The organism is Microbulbifer harenosus (assembly GCF_005771435.1).
Taxonomy (GTDB): domain Bacteria; phylum Pseudomonadota; class Gammaproteobacteria; order Pseudomonadales; family Cellvibrionaceae; genus Microbulbifer; species Microbulbifer harenosus.
This window is the reverse complement of the sequence record NZ_VANI01000007.1, coordinates 164,525-184,775: the sequence shown is the minus strand read 5'-3', so window position 1 is coordinate 184,775 and position 20,251 is coordinate 164,525. Positions and strand designations below refer to the sequence as shown.

At 57.7% G+C, this 20,251-nt stretch carries 13 protein-coding genes; 11 read left to right on the top strand and 2 right to left on the bottom strand.

Annotated features, from left to right (window positions below):
- The first annotated feature begins 194 nt into the window (after positions 1-194).
- From FDY93_RS07320 to FDY93_RS07270, 11 genes are all read left to right on the top strand, one after another.
- Positions 195-2,939 carry a TonB-dependent receptor gene (locus FDY93_RS07320; RefSeq protein ID WP_171018926.1) on the top strand — a complete coding sequence of 915 codons (2,745 nt, stop codon included), beginning with the start codon at positions 195-197 and terminating at the stop codon, positions 2,937-2,939.
- Positions 2,940-3,125: 186 nt separating this feature from the next.
- A complete protein-coding gene (locus tag FDY93_RS07315) occupies positions 3,126-5,636 on the top strand; it encodes a glycoside hydrolase family 88 protein (RefSeq protein ID WP_246068495.1) in 2,511 nt (836 codons plus the stop codon).
- Between the two features lie 30 nt (positions 5,637-5,666).
- Positions 5,667-6,509 (top strand): 5-dehydro-4-deoxy-D-glucuronate isomerase, encoded by an 843-nt coding sequence (kduI, locus tag FDY93_RS07310; RefSeq protein WP_138235098.1) that lies wholly within the window; start codon positions 5,667-5,669, stop codon positions 6,507-6,509.
- Between the two features lie 114 nt (positions 6,510-6,623).
- On the top strand, positions 6,624-7,415 hold the full coding sequence (locus FDY93_RS07305; protein WP_138235097.1) for a gluconate 5-dehydrogenase: 792 nt from the start codon (positions 6,624-6,626) through the stop codon (positions 7,413-7,415).
- A 194-nt stretch (positions 7,416-7,609) separates the two neighbouring features.
- Positions 7,610-8,992, top strand: a complete 1,383-nt coding sequence (locus FDY93_RS07300) for a glycoside hydrolase family 28 protein (RefSeq protein WP_220446130.1) — start codon at positions 7,610-7,612, stop codon at positions 8,990-8,992.
- Between the two features lie 27 nt (positions 8,993-9,019).
- On the top strand, positions 9,020-11,770 hold the full coding sequence (locus tag FDY93_RS07295) for a TonB-dependent receptor (RefSeq protein ID WP_138235095.1): 2,751 nt from the start codon (positions 9,020-9,022) through the stop codon (positions 11,768-11,770).
- Between the two features lie 495 nt (positions 11,771-12,265).
- Positions 12,266-12,439 (top strand): periplasmic nitrate reductase, NapE protein, encoded by a 174-nt coding sequence (locus FDY93_RS07290; protein ID WP_342776605.1) that lies wholly within the window; start codon positions 12,266-12,268, stop codon positions 12,437-12,439.
- A 74-nt stretch (positions 12,440-12,513) separates the two neighbouring features.
- Positions 12,514-12,873 carry a chaperone NapD gene (locus FDY93_RS07285; protein ID WP_138235093.1) on the top strand — a complete coding sequence of 120 codons (360 nt, stop codon included), beginning with the start codon at positions 12,514-12,516 and terminating at the stop codon, positions 12,871-12,873.
- Position 12,874: 1 nt separating this feature from the next.
- On the top strand, positions 12,875-15,379 hold the full coding sequence (napA, locus tag FDY93_RS07280; RefSeq protein WP_138235092.1) for a nitrate reductase catalytic subunit NapA: 2,505 nt from the start codon (positions 12,875-12,877) through the stop codon (positions 15,377-15,379).
- Positions 15,380-15,391: 12 nt separating this feature from the next.
- Positions 15,392-15,880, top strand: a complete 489-nt coding sequence (locus tag FDY93_RS07275) for a nitrate reductase cytochrome c-type subunit (protein WP_138235091.1) — start codon at positions 15,392-15,394, stop codon at positions 15,878-15,880.
- Positions 15,881-15,900: 20 nt separating this feature from the next.
- Positions 15,901-16,560 (top strand): cytochrome c3 family protein, encoded by a 660-nt coding sequence (locus tag FDY93_RS07270; RefSeq protein ID WP_220446129.1) that lies wholly within the window; start codon positions 15,901-15,903, stop codon positions 16,558-16,560.
- Between the two features lie 229 nt (positions 16,561-16,789).
- Here FDY93_RS07270 and FDY93_RS07265 read toward each other — a convergent pair whose 3' ends face one another.
- Together FDY93_RS07265 and uxaC are read right to left on the bottom strand one after the other, a co-directional pair.
- A complete protein-coding gene (locus FDY93_RS07265; RefSeq protein WP_138235089.1) occupies positions 16,790-18,283 on the bottom strand; it encodes a mannitol dehydrogenase family protein in 1,494 nt (497 codons plus the stop codon).
- A 256-nt stretch (positions 18,284-18,539) separates the two neighbouring features.
- Positions 18,540-19,955, bottom strand: a complete 1,416-nt coding sequence (gene uxaC, locus FDY93_RS07260) for a glucuronate isomerase (protein ID WP_138235088.1) — start codon at positions 19,953-19,955, stop codon at positions 18,540-18,542.
- Positions 19,956-20,251 lie beyond the last annotated feature (296 nt).

Genomic DNA, 20,251 nt, shown 5'->3' with positions numbered 1-20,251 from the left:
AACCGCACTGGTCCAAGGGCTTATGGCGCGGTAATCTTCATTTTGACGAGAGAAATGCGATAAACACACGCTTGATTGGTCTGCCAAAAGTTGCCAGTTGGTAGTCCATGTGAGAATATCGGCCTGCATTGATAATAAGCGGTATTACCAAAACAGGTTTTACCAAAATAACGACGAAAGCGGAGATGAGAGTCATGAAGACTTTTGAGCTTAAACCACTCACTCTTGCGATGGCCATGATTGCGGTACCGGCCTTTGCACAAGAAGCCTCTAACACCTCTGGCGATGCCACCCTTGAAGAGATCACCGTAACTGGTAGTTACGCGGGCAGTCTGGCCAAGGCGCTGGATACCAAGCGCGACTCTACCAACATGGTGGATTCCATTCTTGCAGAAGACATTGCCGACTTCCCCGACCAGAACCTGGCGGAATCGCTTCAGCGCATCCCCGGTGTGGCTATTGACCGTGATGACGGCGAAGGTCGTACCATCACCGTGCGCGGCCTCGGCTCTACCTACACCCGCGTGCAGGTAAACGGCATGCAGGCGCAGTCACTGGCTGCTGGCTCTGGCGGTGTGCGTACCGACCGCAGTTTCGATTTCAACGTGTTCGCCTCCGAACTGTTCAACCGTCTGGACGTGTACAAGACCACTTCCGCAGAGCTGGAAGAAGGTTCTCTCGGTGCTACCGTTGCACTGCAGACTGCGCGCCCGCTCGACTACGACACTTTTACGCTGGTAGCGAATACCCAGGGTGGATACAACGAGCAGACCGGTGAGTTTGCTCCACGCGCCTCTGGCCTCTTCAGTGTGAGCAACGAAGACAAGACACTTGGCTTTCTGCTCTCCGCCGCTTATTCCGAGAAAAAGAATGGCACCGAAGGTGCGGAAACTGTGCGCTGGGAAACCTGGGAAGGTAGCAAGGGCACCGGACAATTCAACTGCAGCGCCTGTGACACTGAAGAAGAGCGTGCGGCCGTTGCTCAGTCCTGGCACCCGCGTATTCCGCGTTATGCCGACAAAACCAATGACCAGGAGCGCTTGGGCCTGACCTCGTCATTCCAGTGGCAACCTGCTGACAGCACCCTGATTACCGTTGACGCCCTGTATTCCAATGTGGATGTTATCCGCAACGAGCCGTATCTCGGTAATATCTCCCTTGCACGTCTGGATACCAAGCCGAGCACCGGCACCAGCGAAATGGATATCATCGACTACATTATCGATGGCAACGGCACCATGACTGACGCCACCGTGACCGGGTCTGACGTTCGTTCCGAAAACTTCCGCGCAAACTGGGGCTCCGAATACAAGCAGTACTCTCTGGCACTTGAACACGAGTTCAGCGATCGCCTGCGTATGAATGCACTGGTCGGCGCCACGGAATCTGTAATGGATAACCGCGAAGTGACCGTGGTGTTCGAACACTTCAGCGAAGACGACAGTCGCCGCTACGTGGACTATGCGGACAGCAGCGACGAGTTCAGCTGGAGCTACAACGGTTCCGACTCCCTGGACTTGGTCTACGGTTTCGATCTGTCCAACCCTGCCAATTGGGAAATGTCCGAATATCGCGACCGTCTATATGACGCAAGCTCTGAAACCGGGCATGCCAGTGTCGATCTCGAATTCGATCTGAGCGAATCGTTTACCCTGAAGGCTGGTGCCAACAGCAACTCCTACGGCTACGATATTATTGGCCAGCGCGCTGACAAGGCGTTCGACAAGGCGGATGCCGAAGACGGCACTATTGACGGCAGTGCCTGTGGCGTGAGCGCGGCCTTGACCGCAAACGACGGTAAGTCGGTTAACTCTGCGGGCCAGAATTACTTCCAGGCCAACTTCGGCGTCAGCGACACTCTGCTCGAATCCGGGTGCTGGAACTACGCGGTACATGCGGGTGACACCCGCAAAGTAGATGAAGACAGCCGTGCCGTGTACGTGCAGGTTGATATGGATACAGACATCGCGGGCTATCGTCTGCGCGGTAATCTGGGTGTGCGCAGGGCCAACACCGAATTATCTTCTACCGGTGTTACCGCCTACACCGATGAAAATGACGTTGATCACGTAGTGGATGTAACCGTCAACCACGAGTACGACGATACCCTGCCGTCTCTGAACCTGGCTCTGAATGTTACCGATGACGTGATCCTGCGTGCGTCCGCCGCCAAGGTAATGAGCCGTCCGAACCTAACCGACCTCAACCCGGGCGGTTCCGTATCCATTTTCGGCGAACCTAAGGTCAGCTACGGTAACCCGTTCATCGAGCCCTTCCGTGCCAAGGCCTACGATCTGTCCGCCGAGTGGTACTTCGCCGAGAGCGCGCTGGTGAGCTTGGCGTTGTTCCAGAAGGACATTGACTCTTTCCCGACTTCCGAGAAAGTGGATATGGCCTGGAGTGAAACCGGTCTGCCGGATTCCATGCTGGGTGCTCAAGTTGACCAGCTGAAAGATGCAATCTTTGAGGTTTCGCGCAAGGTCAATGGCGGTGGCGCAACTATTCAAGGTTGGGAGCTCCAATACCAGCAGCCGCTGACCTTCCTGCCGGGGCCCGAGTGGGTGCAGAACTTTGGTGTGCAGACCAACTACACCTTTGTTGATGCCGAGACCGACAGCGGCAGCGAAATGCTCGGTGTTTCCGAGACTTCCTACAACATCACGCTTTACTGGGAGAACGATGACTTCCAGGCGCGTATCTCCAACGCCTACCGCGGTGAATACCTCACCAACATCGGCCGCGAAGAGTATGTTGGGGAGAGCAGCAATATCGACTTCTCTGCAAGCTACAACGTCAGCGACAACCTGAAAGTAAGCTTCGAAGCCCTTAACCTGGGTGATGAGCCCAAATATCGCTACCTGGATGAAGATGTTCAGCGTCTGTACGACGAGCATTTCTCCGGTGCTCAGTACTTCATCGGCGCGCAGTACAAGTTCTGATAAGGAACAGACTGCATAATCGAAAAGCCCGGCAAATATTTGCCGGGCTTTTCGACGAATAAAATAGAGTTGTACCCAAACGGCCGAGTGCAGGAATCCCCACATCTTGTGGACAAGGAAGATTCGAAGTCGCACGCGGCCGTTTTTCAATTGAACAGAATAAAACCCGAATTCGTGGAGACGTCTGTGAAACTGTCTGATATGTCCAAACGCACCCCGAGCCTGAGTGCCCTCGCTTTTGCGTTGACTGCTGCAACGCTCACCGCCTGTGGTGAAAAAACCGCTGAATCCGCAGCGAAAAAAGCGCCTGCGGCGGTTGCCGAAAAGCCCGGTGCCATTGCCACTCTTGAGCTTTCCAACCCCTCGGACTTCCCGCGTCTGGACGAAGCGGTTTACCTGAGCTTCTACGAACTCGGCCTGAAACACGGGTTCGCATCGCCGATTGCGGTGTGGAACCAGTCACAGCAAATTCCTGTGCAGACTATCGACAAAAATGCCGATGGTGAGAAGGATGGCATTCTGTTTACCGTGGACGTCGCTGTTGATGAAACGGTAAAACTTCGTATCGCCGAGGCAGATGCCGCGGCGGAAAACACAGCCAAGCGCACTCAGGCGGAAATTTCCCGCAAGGTGGGCGGTGAGTGGAAAGAGCGTGAATATCTCGGCGGCAGCTTCGAGAATGTCAGCGTGTTGGACGTGCCAAAAGAGCACACCGACCACTCCTGGTATATTCGCTACGAGGGCCCGGGTATTGAATCCGATCTGGTGGGCTACCGTGTGTATCTCGACTGGCGCAACGGCTTCGATATTTTCGGCAAATCCACCCAGCAACCGGTGTTGCAGAATGTAGGTCAGGACGGTTTTGATTCCTATCACGAGCCTGCCGACTGGGGCATGGACATCCTCAAGGTGGGTAGTGCCGTCGGTGTTGGCGGCTACGGCTTTTGGGATGGCGAGAAAGTCATCCGTGTGAGCGACGTGCAGGACTGGCGCGCCGAAATTACCGAAAACGGCGACCTCTATTCCGCGTTCAAGATCGACTACCTGGGCTGGAAGCCGGTGGAAGGTGTACAGACCGATCTTTCCGCGCAGCTTTCGATGCACGCGGGCAGCCGCCTGGTGGAAGTAAACGCGAAAACCAGCAGTGAGCTGGACAATATGATTGCCGGTATCGTCAATCATCCGGGTACCGAGCTGATTGTCGGTGACACGGACATTACCGGCCACGCCTATACCTACATCGGTACTTATGGGCCGCAGAGTCTCGATGGTGCCAATCTTGGCATGGCGGTGCTGGCGAAGCGCAAGGCGATTGACGAATTTACCAAGGACGAACACAACCAGGTTGCTATCCTGAAGCCTGCGGACAAGGAAATTCAATATTACTTCGTCGCCGCCTGGGCCAACGAAGTGGAGAGCCGCCACGGACCGATCACCACCAAGGCCGAGTTTGAAACCTACCTCAAGCAGGAAGCGGAAAAACTCACCATGCCGCTGCGCCAGCGCCTGACCACTGCGGCGAGCCTCGCAGAAACCCAGCAGCCGCTGACGGCGGAAGCGGCACTGACTTGGAGCAAACGCCTGGCGGATTCCGAGCTTAAGCGCAAAACCCTGGATTACCGCTTTGGTGGTTTCGACCACATCCGCAAGCGCCCGTCCTACTTTGAATACACCACCGGTATGGTGATGCAGGCCTACGACGAGCTGAACCAGGTTGCCCCGGAAGCGCGCTATGCGGACGCGGTACAGACCGTGATGGGATCCTTCGTCAACGAAGACGGCAGCATCAATGGTTATGTGCAATCGAAATACAACATCGACAGCATCCGCGCTGGAACCATGTTGCTGCGCATGTACGAGCGCAACCGGGACGAGAGTTACAAGAAGGCTGTCGACACTCTGTTTGAGCAACTGGAGCATCATCCGCGCACCAGCGCCGGAGCGTTCTGGCACAAGAAAATCTACCCGCACCAGGTGTGGCTTGACGGCGTCTACATGGGCATTCCGTTCCTCGCCCAGTACGAACAGATGATGCACGAAGAGCCCAACGTGGACGAAGTGCTGGCGGAATTCAAAGTGGTGCGCGACAAACTGCGCGATCCGGACACTGGCCTCTACTACCACGCCTGGGACGAAGCGCGCGAGCAGGTATGGGCGGATAAGGAAACCGGTCTATCCGCCTACCACTGGGGCCGCGGCATGGGCTGGCTGGCGATGGCGCTGGTGGACGTGCTGGATTACATCCCCGAGGAAAACACCGAGCAGCGCCAGTACCTTCTGGACATGATCGCGGAAATCGCTCCTGTGATTGAGAAGTACCAGGACCCGGCAACCGGCACCTGGTGGCAGATCATGGACAAGCCCGGTGCGCGCGGCAACTACCTCGAGTCTTCCGCCAGCACCATGTACACCTACTTCTTTGCCAAAGCACTGAACCAGGGCTACCTGCCGGAAGACCGGTATCTGGAAACCGCGAAAAAGGCTTACCAGGGCCTGTTGGATGAGTTTGTACAGGTGCATGCCGACGGCACCATCACCGTAACCGATATGTGCCAGGTGGCCGGCCTCGGTTATGGCCGCGACGGCAGCTACAAGTACTACATGAGCGAACCGATCTACGATGACGACCCCAAGGGCACCGCGCCGTTCATCACCTCCGGCGTCGAGATGTACAAACTGCTGAAGTCCAAGTCGTAAGCTGATTTAAAAAGATTTTCGGGAAGAGTTATGAACACCGTTTTTGACGAGCGTTATTCCAGCCATCCGGCGGACTACGTGAACTACGACACTGAGCGCCTGAGAAAAGAATATCTGGTGCCGAACCTGTTCACGGCCGATACCGTAAACCTGACCTATACCCATGTGGACCGGGTAATTGTGGGCGGTGTTATGCCGGTGGCCGGGGAAGTAAAACTCGAAACCGTCGACGCCCTGAAAGCGGACTACTTTCTGGAGCGCCGCGAGCTCGGCATTATCAATATCGGCGCGCCCGGCTGTGTGGACGTCGACGGTACCGTATATGAAATAGGTACCAAGGAGGCGCTGTACGTAAGCCGCGGTTCCCGTGAAGTGAAGTTCACCAGCAATGCGCAGGCGTCGCCTTCGAAGTTCTACATTCTGTCGACCCCGGCGCACCGCGAATTCCCCACCCGCAAAGTGGGCCAGGGCGATGCCCAGGTGATCGAACTGGGTGCGGCGGAAACCTGCAACAAGCGCACCCTGCGCAAGCTGCTGGTGAAAGACGTACTGGAAACCTGCCAGCTTCAGATGGGTATGACCGAACTGGCGCCCGGCAGCTGCTGGAATACCATGCCGTGCCACACCCACAGCCGTCGTATGGAAGTCTATATGTACTTCAACGTGCCGGAAGGTCAGGCCGTATGCCACTTTATGGGCCCGCCCCAGCAGACCCGCACCATCTGGATGGCCAACGAGCAGGCGGTGATATCTCCCACCTGGTCGCTGCACTCAGGTGTCGGCACCAGCAACTACACCTTCATCTGGGGTATGGCTGGCGAGAACCACGATTACGACGATATGGATAAAGTGCAGCCGAACGAGCTGCGTTGATCCATCGAAGTTAAAAATTCTTTGTAGGAGCCTGCCTTGCAGGCGAATAGGAAAACCGGGGAAAACCCGGTTCGCCTGCAAGCAGGCTCCTACAGAAAGAGATTGGAGTTTGTTATGTCCACTTCCCTGTTCGACCTGAGCGGAAAACTCGCCCTGGTAACCGGTGCCACCCACGGCCTCGGCATGGCCATGGCGGAAGGTCTCGGTAATGCCGGCGCCAAACTGGTGATCACCGGCCACTCCTCCCAGGAAAAACTCGACAACGCCGTCGCGCAGCTGCGTGAAAAGGGCTACGACGCCCACGGCTACCTGTTCAACGTCACCAATGAAGACGAAGTGAACGAAATGGTGCCGGTGATCGAGCAAGAGCAGGGCCCGATCGACGTGTTGGTGAACAACGCCGGCATCATTCGCCGTGTGCCGCTGCTGGAAATGGATCTGGCCGAGTGGAACCTGGTGCTGCAGACCAATCTCACCGGCGTGATGGTGATGACCCGCCCGGTGGTGAAGCGCATGATTGAGCGTGGCGCCGGCAAGATTATCAACATCTGCTCGATGATGAGCGAGCTGGGACGCGACAGCGTTTCTGCCTATGCCGCTTCCAAGGGTGGCCTGAAAATGCTGACTCAGAATATGGCCACCGAGTGGGCGCGCCACAACATTCAGGTGAACGGCATCGGCCCGGGCTATTTCGCCACCAGCCAGACCGCACCGATCCGTGTGGATGGCCATCCGTTCAATGAATTTATCATTGGCCGCACGCCGGCGGGTCGCTGGGGCAACCCGGAAGACTTGCAGGGCGCCGCGGTATTCCTGTCCAGTAAAGCGAGTGATTTCGTCAATGGTCAGGTGGTGTACGTGGATGGCGGCATCCTCGCCACCATTGGCAAGCCCAGTAACGAATAAATAATTAAACATATTTTCCCAGTGTTCCGCTGGCCGCGGTAACTGCCGTTACCGCGAGACAAACCGGCGCGTCCTGTGTCGGTCTGTCTGGTTCGATAGATTCTTGAATGACTGGTTGCTTTTCTCTCACGTGATTACGTGAGGGGGCGGGCGCGTGCGCCTGAAATATCAAAATAATACGTTTCGGAGCAACGATGAACGCGATGATCTCTCTCCCCCGCAGCCTGCGGGGCCTGATGCTGTGCGCCCTGATTACGAGTGCGCCAGCGACCGTATGCGCAAGTGATGTCGAGGCAACAAGCGACTGGAAGCTAGCCGAAGAAATCGTTGCCGGTATCCAAATGCCGGCTATACCCGCGCGCAGTTTCTCTGTTGCCGACTTTGGTGCGAAGCCTGATGACGTGCGCCCGGCGGTACTTTCCGCAATTGACTCCGCGGTAAAGGCCGGTGGTGGCCGTGTGGTGATTCCCCGCGGCGAGTGGCTCAGCCGTGGTCCGGTTGTCCTGCAAAGCCGTATCGAATTGCATCTGGAAGAGGGCGCGGTGTTGCGCTTTTCCGCCAAGCCGGAGCATTACCTGCCCGTGGTGAAAAGCCGCTGGGAGGGTACTGAGCTTTACACCTACTCGCCGCTGATTTACGCCAACAACGTGGAAGATGTCGCTATTACCGGCAAGGGCACCATCGACGGCAATGCCGACAGCAAATTCAAACTCTGGCACCCGCAACAGAACGCGGATATGCAGCGCCTGCGCCGTATGGGTGCGGATGCGGTGCCGGTAGAGCAGCGCATATTTGGTGAGGGTACCTTCCTGCGTCCACCGCTGGTGCAGTTCTTTCACGCCAAACGCGTACTGCTGCAGGATTTCACTGCGCTGAACTCCCCGTTCTGGGTCAATCACCTGGTCTACACCGATCACGCGACCGTGCGTGGCATCCGCGTGGACAGCCATTTCCCGAATAACGATGGGGTGGATATCGAGTCTAGCAGCAATGTGCTGCTGGAAAACAGCTGGTTCCGCACCGGCGACGATTCCGTGGTGGTGAAGTCCGGACGCGATCTGGACGGCCGCAATATCGGTATTCCCAGTCAGCGTATCGTGGTGCGCAATAACGATATGGGTGGCGAAGATGGTATCGCGCTTGGCAGCGAGATGTCCGGCGGAATCCGCGATGTATTTTTTTCTGACAACATTCTGCGCAAGGGCATTTCCGCGTTCCGCTTCAAGGCCAATCTGGATCGCGGCGGGCTGGTAGAAAATGTGCGGCTGCGCAATCTCACGGTCGAGTCCTTCGACAATCTGTTCTGGTTCCAGCTCAACTATCCCGGCGAGCTCGGCGGATTTTTCCCGTCCACGTACCAGGACATCGTGTTTGAAAATATTCAGGTGCAGGAAGTGGGTACTTTCCTCGAGGTACACGCGCCCGAAGCCGCCCCCCTGAAAGATGTGCTGTTCAGGGATATTCATGTAGGGAAGGTGGAGACACCGCTCGTCATCGAGAATGCGGTCAATCTGAAGTTTGAAGAGGTAAAACTTGGCAGCCAGCGTATAGACGGTGTCTTGAGTTGGCGAAAATAATTGACGAGAGAGTATGGAGTCTTAGTAATGAGCAATTACACAATAAAACCGCTTGTTCTGGCTATGGCACTGGCATCCCCGGCATACGCCCAGGAAGCTGCACAGGAAGAAGCCCAGCAGGAAGACACGGTACTGGAGGAAATCGCGGTTACCGGTTTCCGTCAGTCTCTGGAACAGGCGCTGGATACCAAGCGCACCAGTGCCAACAACACTGACAGCATCATCGCCGAAGACATAGGCAAGATGCCCGATCTGAACCTGGCAGAGTCTCTGCAGCGTGTTCCCGGCGTAGCGATCACCCGCGAGGGTGGTGAAGGCCGTAACATTACCGTACGCGGTCTCGGTCCTGGTTTCTCCCGCACCACCCTGAACGGTATGGAAGTGCCGGCCAGTACCGGCGGCCTGGACACCTCCGGCGGTGTGAATCGCAGCCGCGATTTCGACTTCAACGTGTTTGCGTCTGAGCTTTTCAACCGCATCACTATCCACAAGTCGCCCATCGCTTCCGTGGAAGAGGGTGGCTTGGCCTCAACTGTTGAGTTGTCCACTGCGCGTCCATTCGACAAGCCCGGTCAGCACTTCTCCTTCGGCGGCCAGATGATGGTGGACAGCTTTGCCGAAGAGGAAAATCCGCGCTTTGTCGGCCTGTACAGCAACACCTTTATGGATGACAAGCTGGGTGTGCTGGTGAGCGCCGCCTATTCCGAACGCTCCGTGCGCCAGGAAGGTTTCGGCACCGTACGCTGGACCAGCCCGTTCGACAACGGCGACCGCAGCTGGGTGGGTACCGATGCCGATGTGGTGATCAACGGTACGCCCAACCCGCAGGCGAACTATCCGGATGAAGCGATCAAGGCCGACGAGAAACTGGATTACATGTGGGCGCCGCGTCTGCCGCGTATGGACTCGTTCAACCGCGAGCAGGAGCGCCTTGGTCTGACCGGCTCTTTCCAGTTCCGCCCCACCGACACCATGGAATTCACCCTGGATGTTTTGAACTCCAACCTGAAAGCAGACGTAACCTCTTACAACTACTTCGCGCAGTTCCGCAACACCTTCAACAGCATCACTCCAGTAGAAGTTACGCTGGATGAAAGTGGCCGCAATATCGTGGCCGGCACGTTCGAGGGCGTGAAACCCCGCTCAGAAAGCCGCGGCCAGTTCAGCGAAACCGATTTCACCCAGGTGGTGCTGTCCGGTAAGTTTGATCTGACCGACAACGTAGTGCTGGACGTGATGTACGGCAACGCGGTTTCCAAGCACACCGAAGACCAGCTGCGCTTCAACATCGAGGCAAACGAAACCTCAACGTTCAGCTACTCCTTCCTTGAGAATGGCGATATTGCGGAGATGTCTTACGGTTTCGATATTTTGAATCCGGACAACTACGTTTTCTCCGGCCCGACCCTGCGCCGCGACGTGGTGGAGCGCACCAACGATACATTCCGCGCTGACCTGACCATCAATGGCGACAGCTCCGTGCTGAAAACCGGTCTGATCTGGAACAGTCGCGAAGTGGATTCGCAGCGCTGGGATCCAACCAAAGGTTCGCTTACCACTCCGGCACTGACCGCAGCGCTCACGGCTCAACTGGCGGATAAGGTCAGCGGTTTTGGCAGCGGCGTTGATTCGCCGTCCGGCTTCCCGACCAACTGGCTGGTGAACGACTTCTACGCCACCAAAGATGCCTACGGTGTTGGCCAGTGGACACTGAATGACAACGATTCCAGCACCTACAACGTGGTGGAGGAGACCCTTGGCGGTTACGCGGAAGCGACCGTCGAAACCCAATTGCTGGGCCTGCCGCTGACCGTCAACAGTGGTTTGCGTATTGTTGAAACCACCACCGACGTGGGCAACCTGCCGGAAGATAGTTACACCGAAATCCTGCCCTCCACCAACCTGGTGCTGGAGTTGCAGGAGGACCTGCTGCTGCGTGTCGGCCTCGCCCGCAACTTCGCGCGCCCGGGCCTCGGCGGTCTCGCGGCGACAACGGTAACGCCGGTGCGCGGTACCGTGAATGCAGCTAACCCCGAGGTCGAACCGATGCGTGCCGACTCCGCCGACGTAAGCCTGGAGTGGTACTTCGATGCGGAATCCGTACTGGCACTGACCGTGTTCCACAAGCAGATCGACAGTTTCCTCACCAGCGTTACCGTGAACGACCAGGCACTGCCGGCGGAGCTGGCGGCGATTGTTGCCGCACGTCCGGAGTACGATCCTTCCAGTCCGCTGTACGACGCGAACGTGGAAGACCCGTACAGCAGCGGCTGGGACATTACTACTACCGTCAACGGCGAGGGTGCTACGGTTGATGGCTATGAGCTCTCCTACCAGCAACCTCTGAGCTTCCTTCCCGGCTGGGGCAGCAACTTCGGTGTACTGGCCAACTTCACCCATGTGAAGTCCAATGCCGAATACGGCAACGGTGTAAAAGGCCCGCTGGAAGGTCTGTCTGAAAACAGCTACAACTTTGGCGTCTATTACGAAGTGGATCGCTTCGGTGCGCGCGTGGTAGTCAACGACCGCGACGACTACGTGACCTCCGGTACTGGCGGTGAGGGCAACGCTTCCTTCGCCACCACCGGCCCAACCCGTGTCGATATGTCCGCGTTTTACGACATCAGCGACAACGTCAAGGTCAGCCTGGAAGCGATCAACCTGACCAATGAGGCCGAGCGTCTGTACACCACCGGTCCATTGGGAGACCAGGATCTGGTGCGAGAGTACAACAGCACCGGCCGCGAAGTATTGCTGGGCCTGCGGGTGAATTTCTGATCCGCAGTGGCTAGTAAGGTAGTACTCTAGTGGTTGTGAAAAAACGACCGCCAGAGGCCTGCCAGGCCGGACACCGCACGCGTCATTTGGTGTGGTTTCCGGCGACGGAACAGGTATTTCGGTGCTGTTGTGTGGTAATACGGCGGCACCGACTCCTGTTGTTTGTAATTCTCATTTCCGCATATATTTTGCCGGGCTTCGGCCCGGCTTTTTTCGGGAAATATATTCCCCTACCCCTTCTTTTTTCTCGATTCGTTCTCCGCTCGCAGTCTGCGGCGTCAATTGCTTTATAGCTATTTTTTCCGGGACGGGTCTGCCTGTCTGGGCCGCGGATTTCTTGTTGTATCGAGTGCACTTTCTAAACTTAATTGAGGCGGTCAGCGACGGCGCTGCGCTATACCTGTATGAATTTGTAAGGGAACTGGCGTGTCAGCCGGCACTCGTCATATAGGTAAATTCCAATGATTTCATCTGGTTATGAGTGGAGAGGCTGGTTTGGCGCAGCAGAAGCCCGTTGTTATATCTGAGCAGCGGAGGCGGGAAACCCGCCTGGTGGTGTTCATCCTCGTTTTCCTTTTTCCCATCCTCGCGATCGCCATTGTCGGTGGCTACGGCTTTGCAGTGTGGATTCTGCAGATGATCTTCGGTCCGCCAGGGCCGCCTGGATGAAATCGCGTCTGTGAACTCGCAGGCTGAGCGTCTTTTCTTCCGGCCGGAGGCCGGACCTCGGGAGTAGATGAAAAATGTCGGAGCAGAGCACGAATTTCCGGAATCCAACCGCAGCCCCTTCACTGCATATCGTCAGTCTGATTGTGCATGTGAGACCGCAGAAACTTGCCGTGGTCAGCCGCTGGATCGATGACCGCGCGGAGCTACAGATCCATCTCGGCAACGGGGAGAGCAAGTTGGTGGTGGTACTGGAAACAAGAGATCATTTTCAGGTCAATGAAACTATCGAGACCATCAAGGATCAGCCCGGTGTACTGAATGTGGTAATGGTCTATCACGAAGAATTGGCGCTTGCCGATGCGGACGATGTGCTGGTGGAAATACCAGAAGCACGCAGTCCTGAGCAGCCGATAAAAATTGTGGGAGACCGCTGAGATGGCAATTACCCGGCGCGAATTTTCCACAGCGAGTGCGGTGGTTGCGGCTGCGACCGCCGCCGGGCTGGCGGCGCCGGCGGCAGCACAGAACCTGGTGAGCCGGGGTGGCGCCAATGTGCTCCAGTGGAACAAAGCCCCCTGCCGATTCTGTGGCACCGGCTGTAGTGTGATGGTGGCCACCAAGGACAACCGCGTGGTGGCGACCCACGGCGATATCAAGGCGGAGGTGAACCGCGGGCTCAACTGCGTAAAGGGTTACTTCCTGTCGAAAATCATGTATGGCAGCGATCGCCTTACCAAGCCAATGCTGCGGATGACCAATGGCAAATACGATAAGAACGGGAATTTTGTCGAAGTGTCCTGGGATCAGGCGTTCGATGTCATGGAGCAGAAATTCAAGCAGGCGATCGCCAACCATGGTCCGGATGCCGTGGCGATGTTCGGATCCGGGCAGTGGACGGTGTGGGAAGGTTACGCTGCAAGCAAACTGATGAAAGCCGGTTTCCGCACCAACAATCTTGATCCCAACGCGCGTCACTGTATGGCGTCTGCGGCCTTTGGATTTATGCGCACCTTCGGTATCGACGAACCCATGGGTTGCTACGACGATATTGAACACGCCGATGCGTTCGTGCTGTGGGGCTCCAACATGGCTGAGATGCACCCGATTTTGTGGTCTCGGGTGACCGACCGGCGCCTGTCGCACCCCGGTTGCAAGGTGGCTGTGCTTTCTACCTATGACCACCGCAGTTTTGAACTGGCGGATATCCCGATTATTTTCCCTCCACAGTCGGATCTTCTGATCCTGAACTTCATTGCCAACTACATCATCCAGAACAACCGGGTGAATACAGGGTTTGTTAAAAAGCATACCCGTTTTGTGCGCGGGGAAACCAATATCGGTTACGGCCTGCGGGACGAGCACCCGCTGGAACAGAACGCCAGTGGGCGCGCCCAGGCAAATACATGGAGCGATATGAGTTTTGAGGAGTACGCCGAATTCCTCAAGCCTTACTCGCTCCAACGCGTGTCGAAAGATACCGGCATTCCCCGGAAACGCCTGAACGCACTGGCAGAGCTGTATGCCGACCCGAAGACCCGGGTCATGTCCTTTTGGACCATGGGCTTCAATCAGCACACCCGCGGCGTGTGGGCGAATAACATGATCTACAACATCCACCTGCTCACCGGGAAAATCTCCAGCCCTGGCAACAGTCCGTTTTCGCTTACCGGGCAGCCCTCGGCCTGCGGCACCGCGCGCGAAGTAGGGACTTTTTCCCATCGCCTGCCGGCGGATCTTCTGGTGGCCAATCCCCAGCACCGCGCCACCGCGGAGAAAATCTGGCGACTGCCCGCGGGCACCGTTCCAGAGAAGCCCGGTTTTGACGCGGTGGCACAGAGCCGGGCGTTGAAGGACGGCAAACTCAAAGTTTACTGGACCCAGACAACCAATAACGCGCAGGCCGGCCCCAACCTGATGGGCGAGTTGCTGCCGGGGTGGCGCAATCCCGACACCTTCATCATCGTCTCCGATGTCTATCCCACTACCTCGGTACAGGCGGCGGACCTGATCCTGCCGTCGGCCATGTGGGTGGAGAAAGAAGGTGCCTATGGCAACGCCGAGCGGCGTACCCAATTCTGGCGCCAACTGGTCAAGGCGCCGGGAGAAAGTAAGTCCGATCTCTGGCAGCTGGTGGAGTTTTCCAAGCGCTTTAAGACGGATGAGGTTTGGCCCGAGAGACTACTCAACCAGGCAAAAGACTTTCGCGGTAAGACCTTGTATGAGGTGCTGTTTGCGAACGGCCAGGCTAATCGCTTCGCCAATACCGAGCGCGACAGTAATTTTGCCAACGACGAGTCGGATGCGTTCGGTTTTTATCTGCAGAAAGGATTGTTCGAGGAGTACGCGGCATTCGGCCGCGGACACGGTCACGACCTCGCACCGTTTGATCTCTACCACAAGGTACGGGGGTTGCGTTGGCCGGTCGTTAACGGCAGGGAAACACGCTGGCGATTCCGCGAAGGTTACGATCCCTATGTTAAAAAAGGCACCGGTGTGCAGTTCTACGGTAACGAGGACGGTCGCGCGCGCATTTTCGCGCTGCCCTACGAGCCGCCGGCGGAATCCCCGGACAGTGAGTATCCCTTTTGGTTATGCACCGGGCGCGTACTGGAACACTGGCACACCGGCTCCATGACCCAGCGGGTGCCCGAACTGTTCAGGGCCGTGCCCTTTGCGCTGGTGTACATGCACCCGGACGACGCACAGGCGCAGGGGTTTCGCCGCGGCAGCGAAATCAGGATCATCAGCCGGCGCGGCGACATGATCGGGCGGGTGGAAACGCGAGGGCGCGCGCGGCCGCCGAAGGGGCTTATCTATGTGCCGTTCTTTGACGCCCAGCGTTTGATCAACAAGGTCACCCTGGATGCGACCGACCCTATTTCCAGGCAGACCGATTTCAAGAAATGCGCGGTGAAGCTGGAATTGATTTCTCTGGCGTGACGGGAGGCGACGATGAATGGAAGGCAGGTTTTTTCGCTCGCCGCCGCGCTGATCGTGCTGGCGTGCGGTCTGGTAACCGTCGCGGAGCAGTTTCCGGATGCGCCCGGACCGGATGGCATTCGCAAGGGCGGTACCCTGTTTGAAGAACAGAGTGCGCCACCTCTGGCCGATCCGGTCAATGCCCAGGGGAAGCGCGTGCGCGCCTACCCCGAGCAGCCGCCCACTATTCCCCACACTATCCGCGATTACCAGATTGACAAAAACGTCAATCGCTGCCTTGAGTGCCACAACCGTATCCAGACCGGCGTGAGTGGTGCGCCGATGATCAGCATTACGCATTTCATGGACCGGGATTTCCAGGTGCTGGCAGATGTGGCACCGCGGCGCTATTTCTGCCTGCAGTGTCACGTGCCCCAGACCAATGCACAGCCGCCGGTGGGGAATAGCTTCAAGGATGTGGATATTCTGCTGCGCAACCGGAAGCAGCAGTCCGCCCAATAATGTCAGCCGGGAATCGAGCGATGGTGGAGTGGATAAAAGGCTACTGGCACACACTGAGCCGACCGGCGACGGCGTTCAGCCTCGGTTTCCTGTTGTTGAGCGGGTTTATTGCCGGCATCATTTTCTGGGGCGGATTCAACACCGCGCTGGAAGCGACCAATACCGAAAAATTCTGCATCAGCTGCCATGAGATGCGCGACAACGTGTATGAGGAACTGAAGGGCACCATTCACTGGACTAACCGTTCCGGTGTGCGCGCCACCTGTCCTGACTGCCACGTGCCCCACGAGTGGACCCACAAGATCGCGCGCAAGATGCAGGCCTCCAAAGAAGTGTGGGGCAAGATTTTCGGCACCATCAACACCCGCGAAAAATTTCTCGACAAGCGCCTGGAGCTGGCCCGTCACGAATGGGCGCGTCTGAAAGCCAACGACTCGCTGGAATGCCGCAACTGCCACGATTTCGAATTCATGGATTTCAGTGTGCAGAGTGAGCGCGCGCGCAAACTCCACGCCACCCAGCTCTCCACCGGCAAGGCCACCTGCATCGACTGCCACCGCGGTATTGCCCACCACCTGCCCAACATGGCAGACGAAGACGCCTGGGGCCCGGACAATCCCGCAGACGACGCCAGCCGCTTTGGTGAAGACAATCCGCTGAAGACCGAGGGCACTAAGTAAGAACCGCAAAAACCAGTAGCAACCCGAATTTTCGAGCGCACATAAAAAATCCCGCGGTGTTGGCCGCGGGATTGAAAGGTTGTTTCCTGCAAATACTCAAATCGAGGTTTGGAAACTAAGCGAGAAAAAAACAAATAGAAAAACAAAAAAACAAACTAAAAACTGACAAATTCAAACCGTGCCCCGAAAAACGAGGAGCTAATCAAAACAAAAATTCAGGCCGCTGCCATCAGCCGACAGAAGAAAAATGCTTCTGCACACACGCCAGGGTGCCTTCCGCATCCAGCTTGTCCAGCCAGCCGGCCACCGCACTGTGCAGGCGCTCACTGTTGCGCAGGTCTTCCCCGAACACCGGCGTGAACGCCAGGAACGCCGTCGCCAGTGCATCATTACCCTGAGGCTTGTGCTTGTCGCACAGTGCCTTCAGGTCCGCCGCCAACGGATCGGAAACCTCAATGGCGTTACCTTTCTCATCCACCGCCGCCACATAGCGAATCCAGTTCGCCAGCGCGAAACTCAGCACCTCAATGGGGCCTCCGTTTTCCAGCTGGTGGCGCAGGGTGCCCAGCCAGCGCTGGGGGATCTTCTGTGAACCGTCCATGGCGATCTGCCAGGTGCGGTGGCGCAGCGCGCGGTTTTCAAAGCGTTCGATCAGCTGCGCCTGGTAGGCCGCGATGTCGAAATCCGCCGGTACGTCGATGGAGGTGGTCGCTTCGCTTTTCATGAAGTGCAGCGCCAGCTTGTTGAACGCAGGCTCCGCCATCACATCCGCCACGGTTTCAAAACCGGACAGATAACCGCTGTAGGCCAGCATGGAGTGCGAGCCATTCAACAGGCGCAGCTTGATCAGCTCGTAGACTTCCACTTCATCGACAAACGTCGCGCCGGCCTTGTCCCACTCCGGGCGGCCGCGCAGGAAATTGTCTTCCACCACCCACTGAGCGAAGGGCTCCGCCATCACTGCCGCCTCATCGCGACAGCCAAGAATCGCCTCCAGCTCCGCGCGATCATTGTCGGTGGTTGCCGGTACAATGCGGTCCACCATGGTGGCTGGTGTGGTGGTGTTGTCGGAAATCCACGCCGCCAGTTCCGCGCTGACCTTTTCCGCGTACTGCACCAGCACACGGCCCAGCAGCTTGCCGTTGGACGGCAGGTTGTCGCAGGACAGCACGGTAAAGCCCGGCAGACCGCGCTCCTTACGCAGTGCCAGCGCGCCGACGATATAACCCAGCGCGGATTTCGGCGCTTGCGGATTCGCCAGATCGTGCACCACATCCGGGTGCTGCGGATTCAGGTTGCCGCTCGCCGGATCGTGGCAGTAGCCCTTCTCGGTAATGGTCAGGGAAACAATGCGCACGCTTTCCTGGGCCAGCAGTTCCAGTAATTGCTGTGGGCTCTCCGGTCCCACCAGCACATCACTTACCGCCCCCACGATCTGTACCTTGGTGCCCGCATTGGATTTTTCCACCACGGAATAGAGACCGTTCTGCGGCACTAGCTGATCGCGTACACCCGCGGAACGCAGGCTCGCGCCCACAATGCCCCAGCTTGTTTCACCGGCGGCAATACGGTTTTCGGTGTACCAGGCCTGGTGTGCGCGGTGGAAGGCGCCAATGCCCAGGTGCACGATGCCAGTGGTGACCTCGCTGCGGTCGTAGGCCGGTTTGATCACCTCTGCGGGGAGGTTTTCGAGAAGGCTGTTGTTGAGTCTTTCTTGGCTCATAAGTTTTTTACTCGGTTGAGCGAACGCGTCATCGCTTACGAAGTATTGTGCTCTGAAGTTAAGCGGGAGGGCCGGGGATCTGTTTTCAGAAGCGTCGCAAACATGGATGTTTGCGACGCAGTGCCCAGGGATGGGTTCACAGCGGTTCTGAAAACAGATACCCGGTGCTCCGGCGCCACTGAACTTAAAACAGAGCTCAGTGGGGTTCGCCTGCAAGCAGGCTCCTACAGGAGGAGCTTGCCGGCAGTGGCATTTGTCAGAGTTTGTAGGCTTTCTTCGCCAGGTTGTAGGCGAGGTCGGCGGCCAGTTCGAAGGCTTCGTCTTCCTGCAGGCGATGGTCGCTGACCAGCTGCGCCAGCCACACACAGTCCATGCGGCGCGCCACATCGTGACGGGCGGGGATGGATAGGAAGGCGCGAGTATCGTCGTTGAAGCCGACGGTATTGTAGAAACCGGCGGTCTCCGTCACCTGCTCGCGGAAGCGACGCATACCTTCGGGGCTGTCGTGGAACCACCAGCTCGGGCCCAGCTTCAGCGCCGGGTAGTGACCCGCCAGCGGGGCCAGCTCGCGGCTGTAGCTGGTCTCGTCCAGGGTGAACAGGATGATCGTCAGGTCCGGCTCGTTGCCCACCGCTTCCAGCAGCGGACGCAGCGCACGCACGTATTCCGTCGGCGATGGAATATCGCAGCCCTTGTCGCGGCCGAAACGCTCGAACACCACCTTGTTGTGGTTGCGGTAAGAGCCCGGGTGAATCTGCATCACCAGGCCGTCCTCGAGGCTCATGCGCGCCATTTCGGTCAGCATCTGACCGCGGAACAGCTCCGCATCCGCCGCACTGCCGTTGCCCGTGCTGACCTTCAGGAACAGCGCCTCGGCATCCGCCGCAGACAGGTTCGCGGTGGTGGCGGTGGGGTGCCCGTGATCGGTAGAGGTCGCGCCCATCTGCTTGAAGAATTCGCGACGGTTGCGCAGCGCCGCCAGGTAGCCCGCCCAGGTGGAGGTATCTTCGCCGGTGATTTCCGCCAGCTGCGCCAGGTTATCCACAAAGCCCTCGAAATCCGGATCCAGCACCGGGTCCGGGCGGAAGGCGGTGATCACACGGCCTTTCCAGTCGCTGTCGAGGATGGTCTGGTGATGGCGCAGATCGTCCAGCGGGGACTCGGTGGTAGCGATCACTTCAATATTGAAACGCTCGAACAGCGCGCGCGGCAGGAACTCCGGCTTTTTCAGTTCGCTGTCGATACGCTCGTAATACAGCTCGGCGGTCTCGCTGCTCAGCTGCACGTCGAGGCCAAACACATCATGGAACACGGTATCCAGCCAGGTGCGCGACGGGGTGCCGCGGAACAGGTGGTAGTTGTCTGCCAGCAGTTGCCAGATCTTGCGCGGATCCTGTTCGACCTCGGTGCCGTCCTGGGTACGGATGCCCAGGCGCTCCAGCGCAATGCCCTGGGAGTAGAGCATGCGGAAGACATAGTGATCCGGGCGAATCAGCAGGTTGGCGGGGTTGCCGAACGGCTTGTTTTCCGCGAACCAGGATGGGTCGGTGTGACCGTGGGGGCTGACGATCGGCAGATCTTTCACGCTCTGGTAAAGATTGCGGGCGATGTCCCGGCTTGCTTTATCGGCCGGAAACAGACGGTCGGGATGCAGGATCAGCGGGCGTGTCATTGTGGATGCTTCCAGATTTCGGGTTTGCCATTTGGGATCGGCTGATCGGGTTACTTGCACCGCTGCCGGCCCCGCTTATTGTTGTAAGGTTTCATCTCCGCCGCGAGCTTAGTGTTCTAAGCCCAAGCTCGGCCCCAACAAAGAAAAGCCCGGCTCGCCACCCGGTAAATACCGGAGAGGGAGCGGGCGGTATGCGCGAAACAAAGGCAAGGGGGTCCAAACCAGCCCCCTGTGCCCGGTGCGCCAGGCGATGGAGAAAACCGCGATGCTGATGCGAGGTGTCGATCAGCACCGGT

Excerpts from the sequence above, each read along its gene's own strand:
- FDY93_RS07285 (WP_138235093.1), top strand. The coding sequence starts at position 12,514 with ATGTCGGAGCAGAGCACGAATTTCCGGAATCCAACCGCAGCCCCTTCA.
- uxaC (WP_138235088.1), bottom strand. The coding sequence starts at position 19,955 with ATGACACGCCCGCTGATCCTGCATCCCGACCGTCTGTTTCCGGCCGAT.
- FDY93_RS07295 (WP_138235095.1), top strand. The coding sequence starts at position 9,020 with ATGAGCAATTACACAATAAAACCGCTTGTTCTGGCTATGGCACTGGCA.
- FDY93_RS07320 (WP_171018926.1), top strand. The coding sequence starts at position 195 with ATGAAGACTTTTGAGCTTAAACCACTCACTCTTGCGATGGCCATGATT.
- FDY93_RS07305 (WP_138235097.1), top strand. The coding sequence starts at position 6,624 with ATGTCCACTTCCCTGTTCGACCTGAGCGGAAAACTCGCCCTGGTAACC.
- napA (WP_138235092.1), top strand. The coding sequence starts at position 12,875 with ATGGCAATTACCCGGCGCGAATTTTCCACAGCGAGTGCGGTGGTTGCG.
- kduI (WP_138235098.1), top strand. The coding sequence starts at position 5,667 with ATGAACACCGTTTTTGACGAGCGTTATTCCAGCCATCCGGCGGACTAC.
- FDY93_RS07270 (WP_220446129.1), top strand. The coding sequence starts at position 15,901 with ATGGTGGAGTGGATAAAAGGCTACTGGCACACACTGAGCCGACCGGCG.
- FDY93_RS07300 (WP_220446130.1), top strand. The coding sequence starts at position 7,610 with ATGAACGCGATGATCTCTCTCCCCCGCAGCCTGCGGGGCCTGATGCTG.
- FDY93_RS07275 (WP_138235091.1), top strand. The coding sequence starts at position 15,392 with ATGAATGGAAGGCAGGTTTTTTCGCTCGCCGCCGCGCTGATCGTGCTG.
- FDY93_RS07265 (WP_138235089.1), bottom strand. The coding sequence starts at position 18,283 with ATGAGCCAAGAAAGACTCAACAACAGCCTTCTCGAAAACCTCCCCGCA.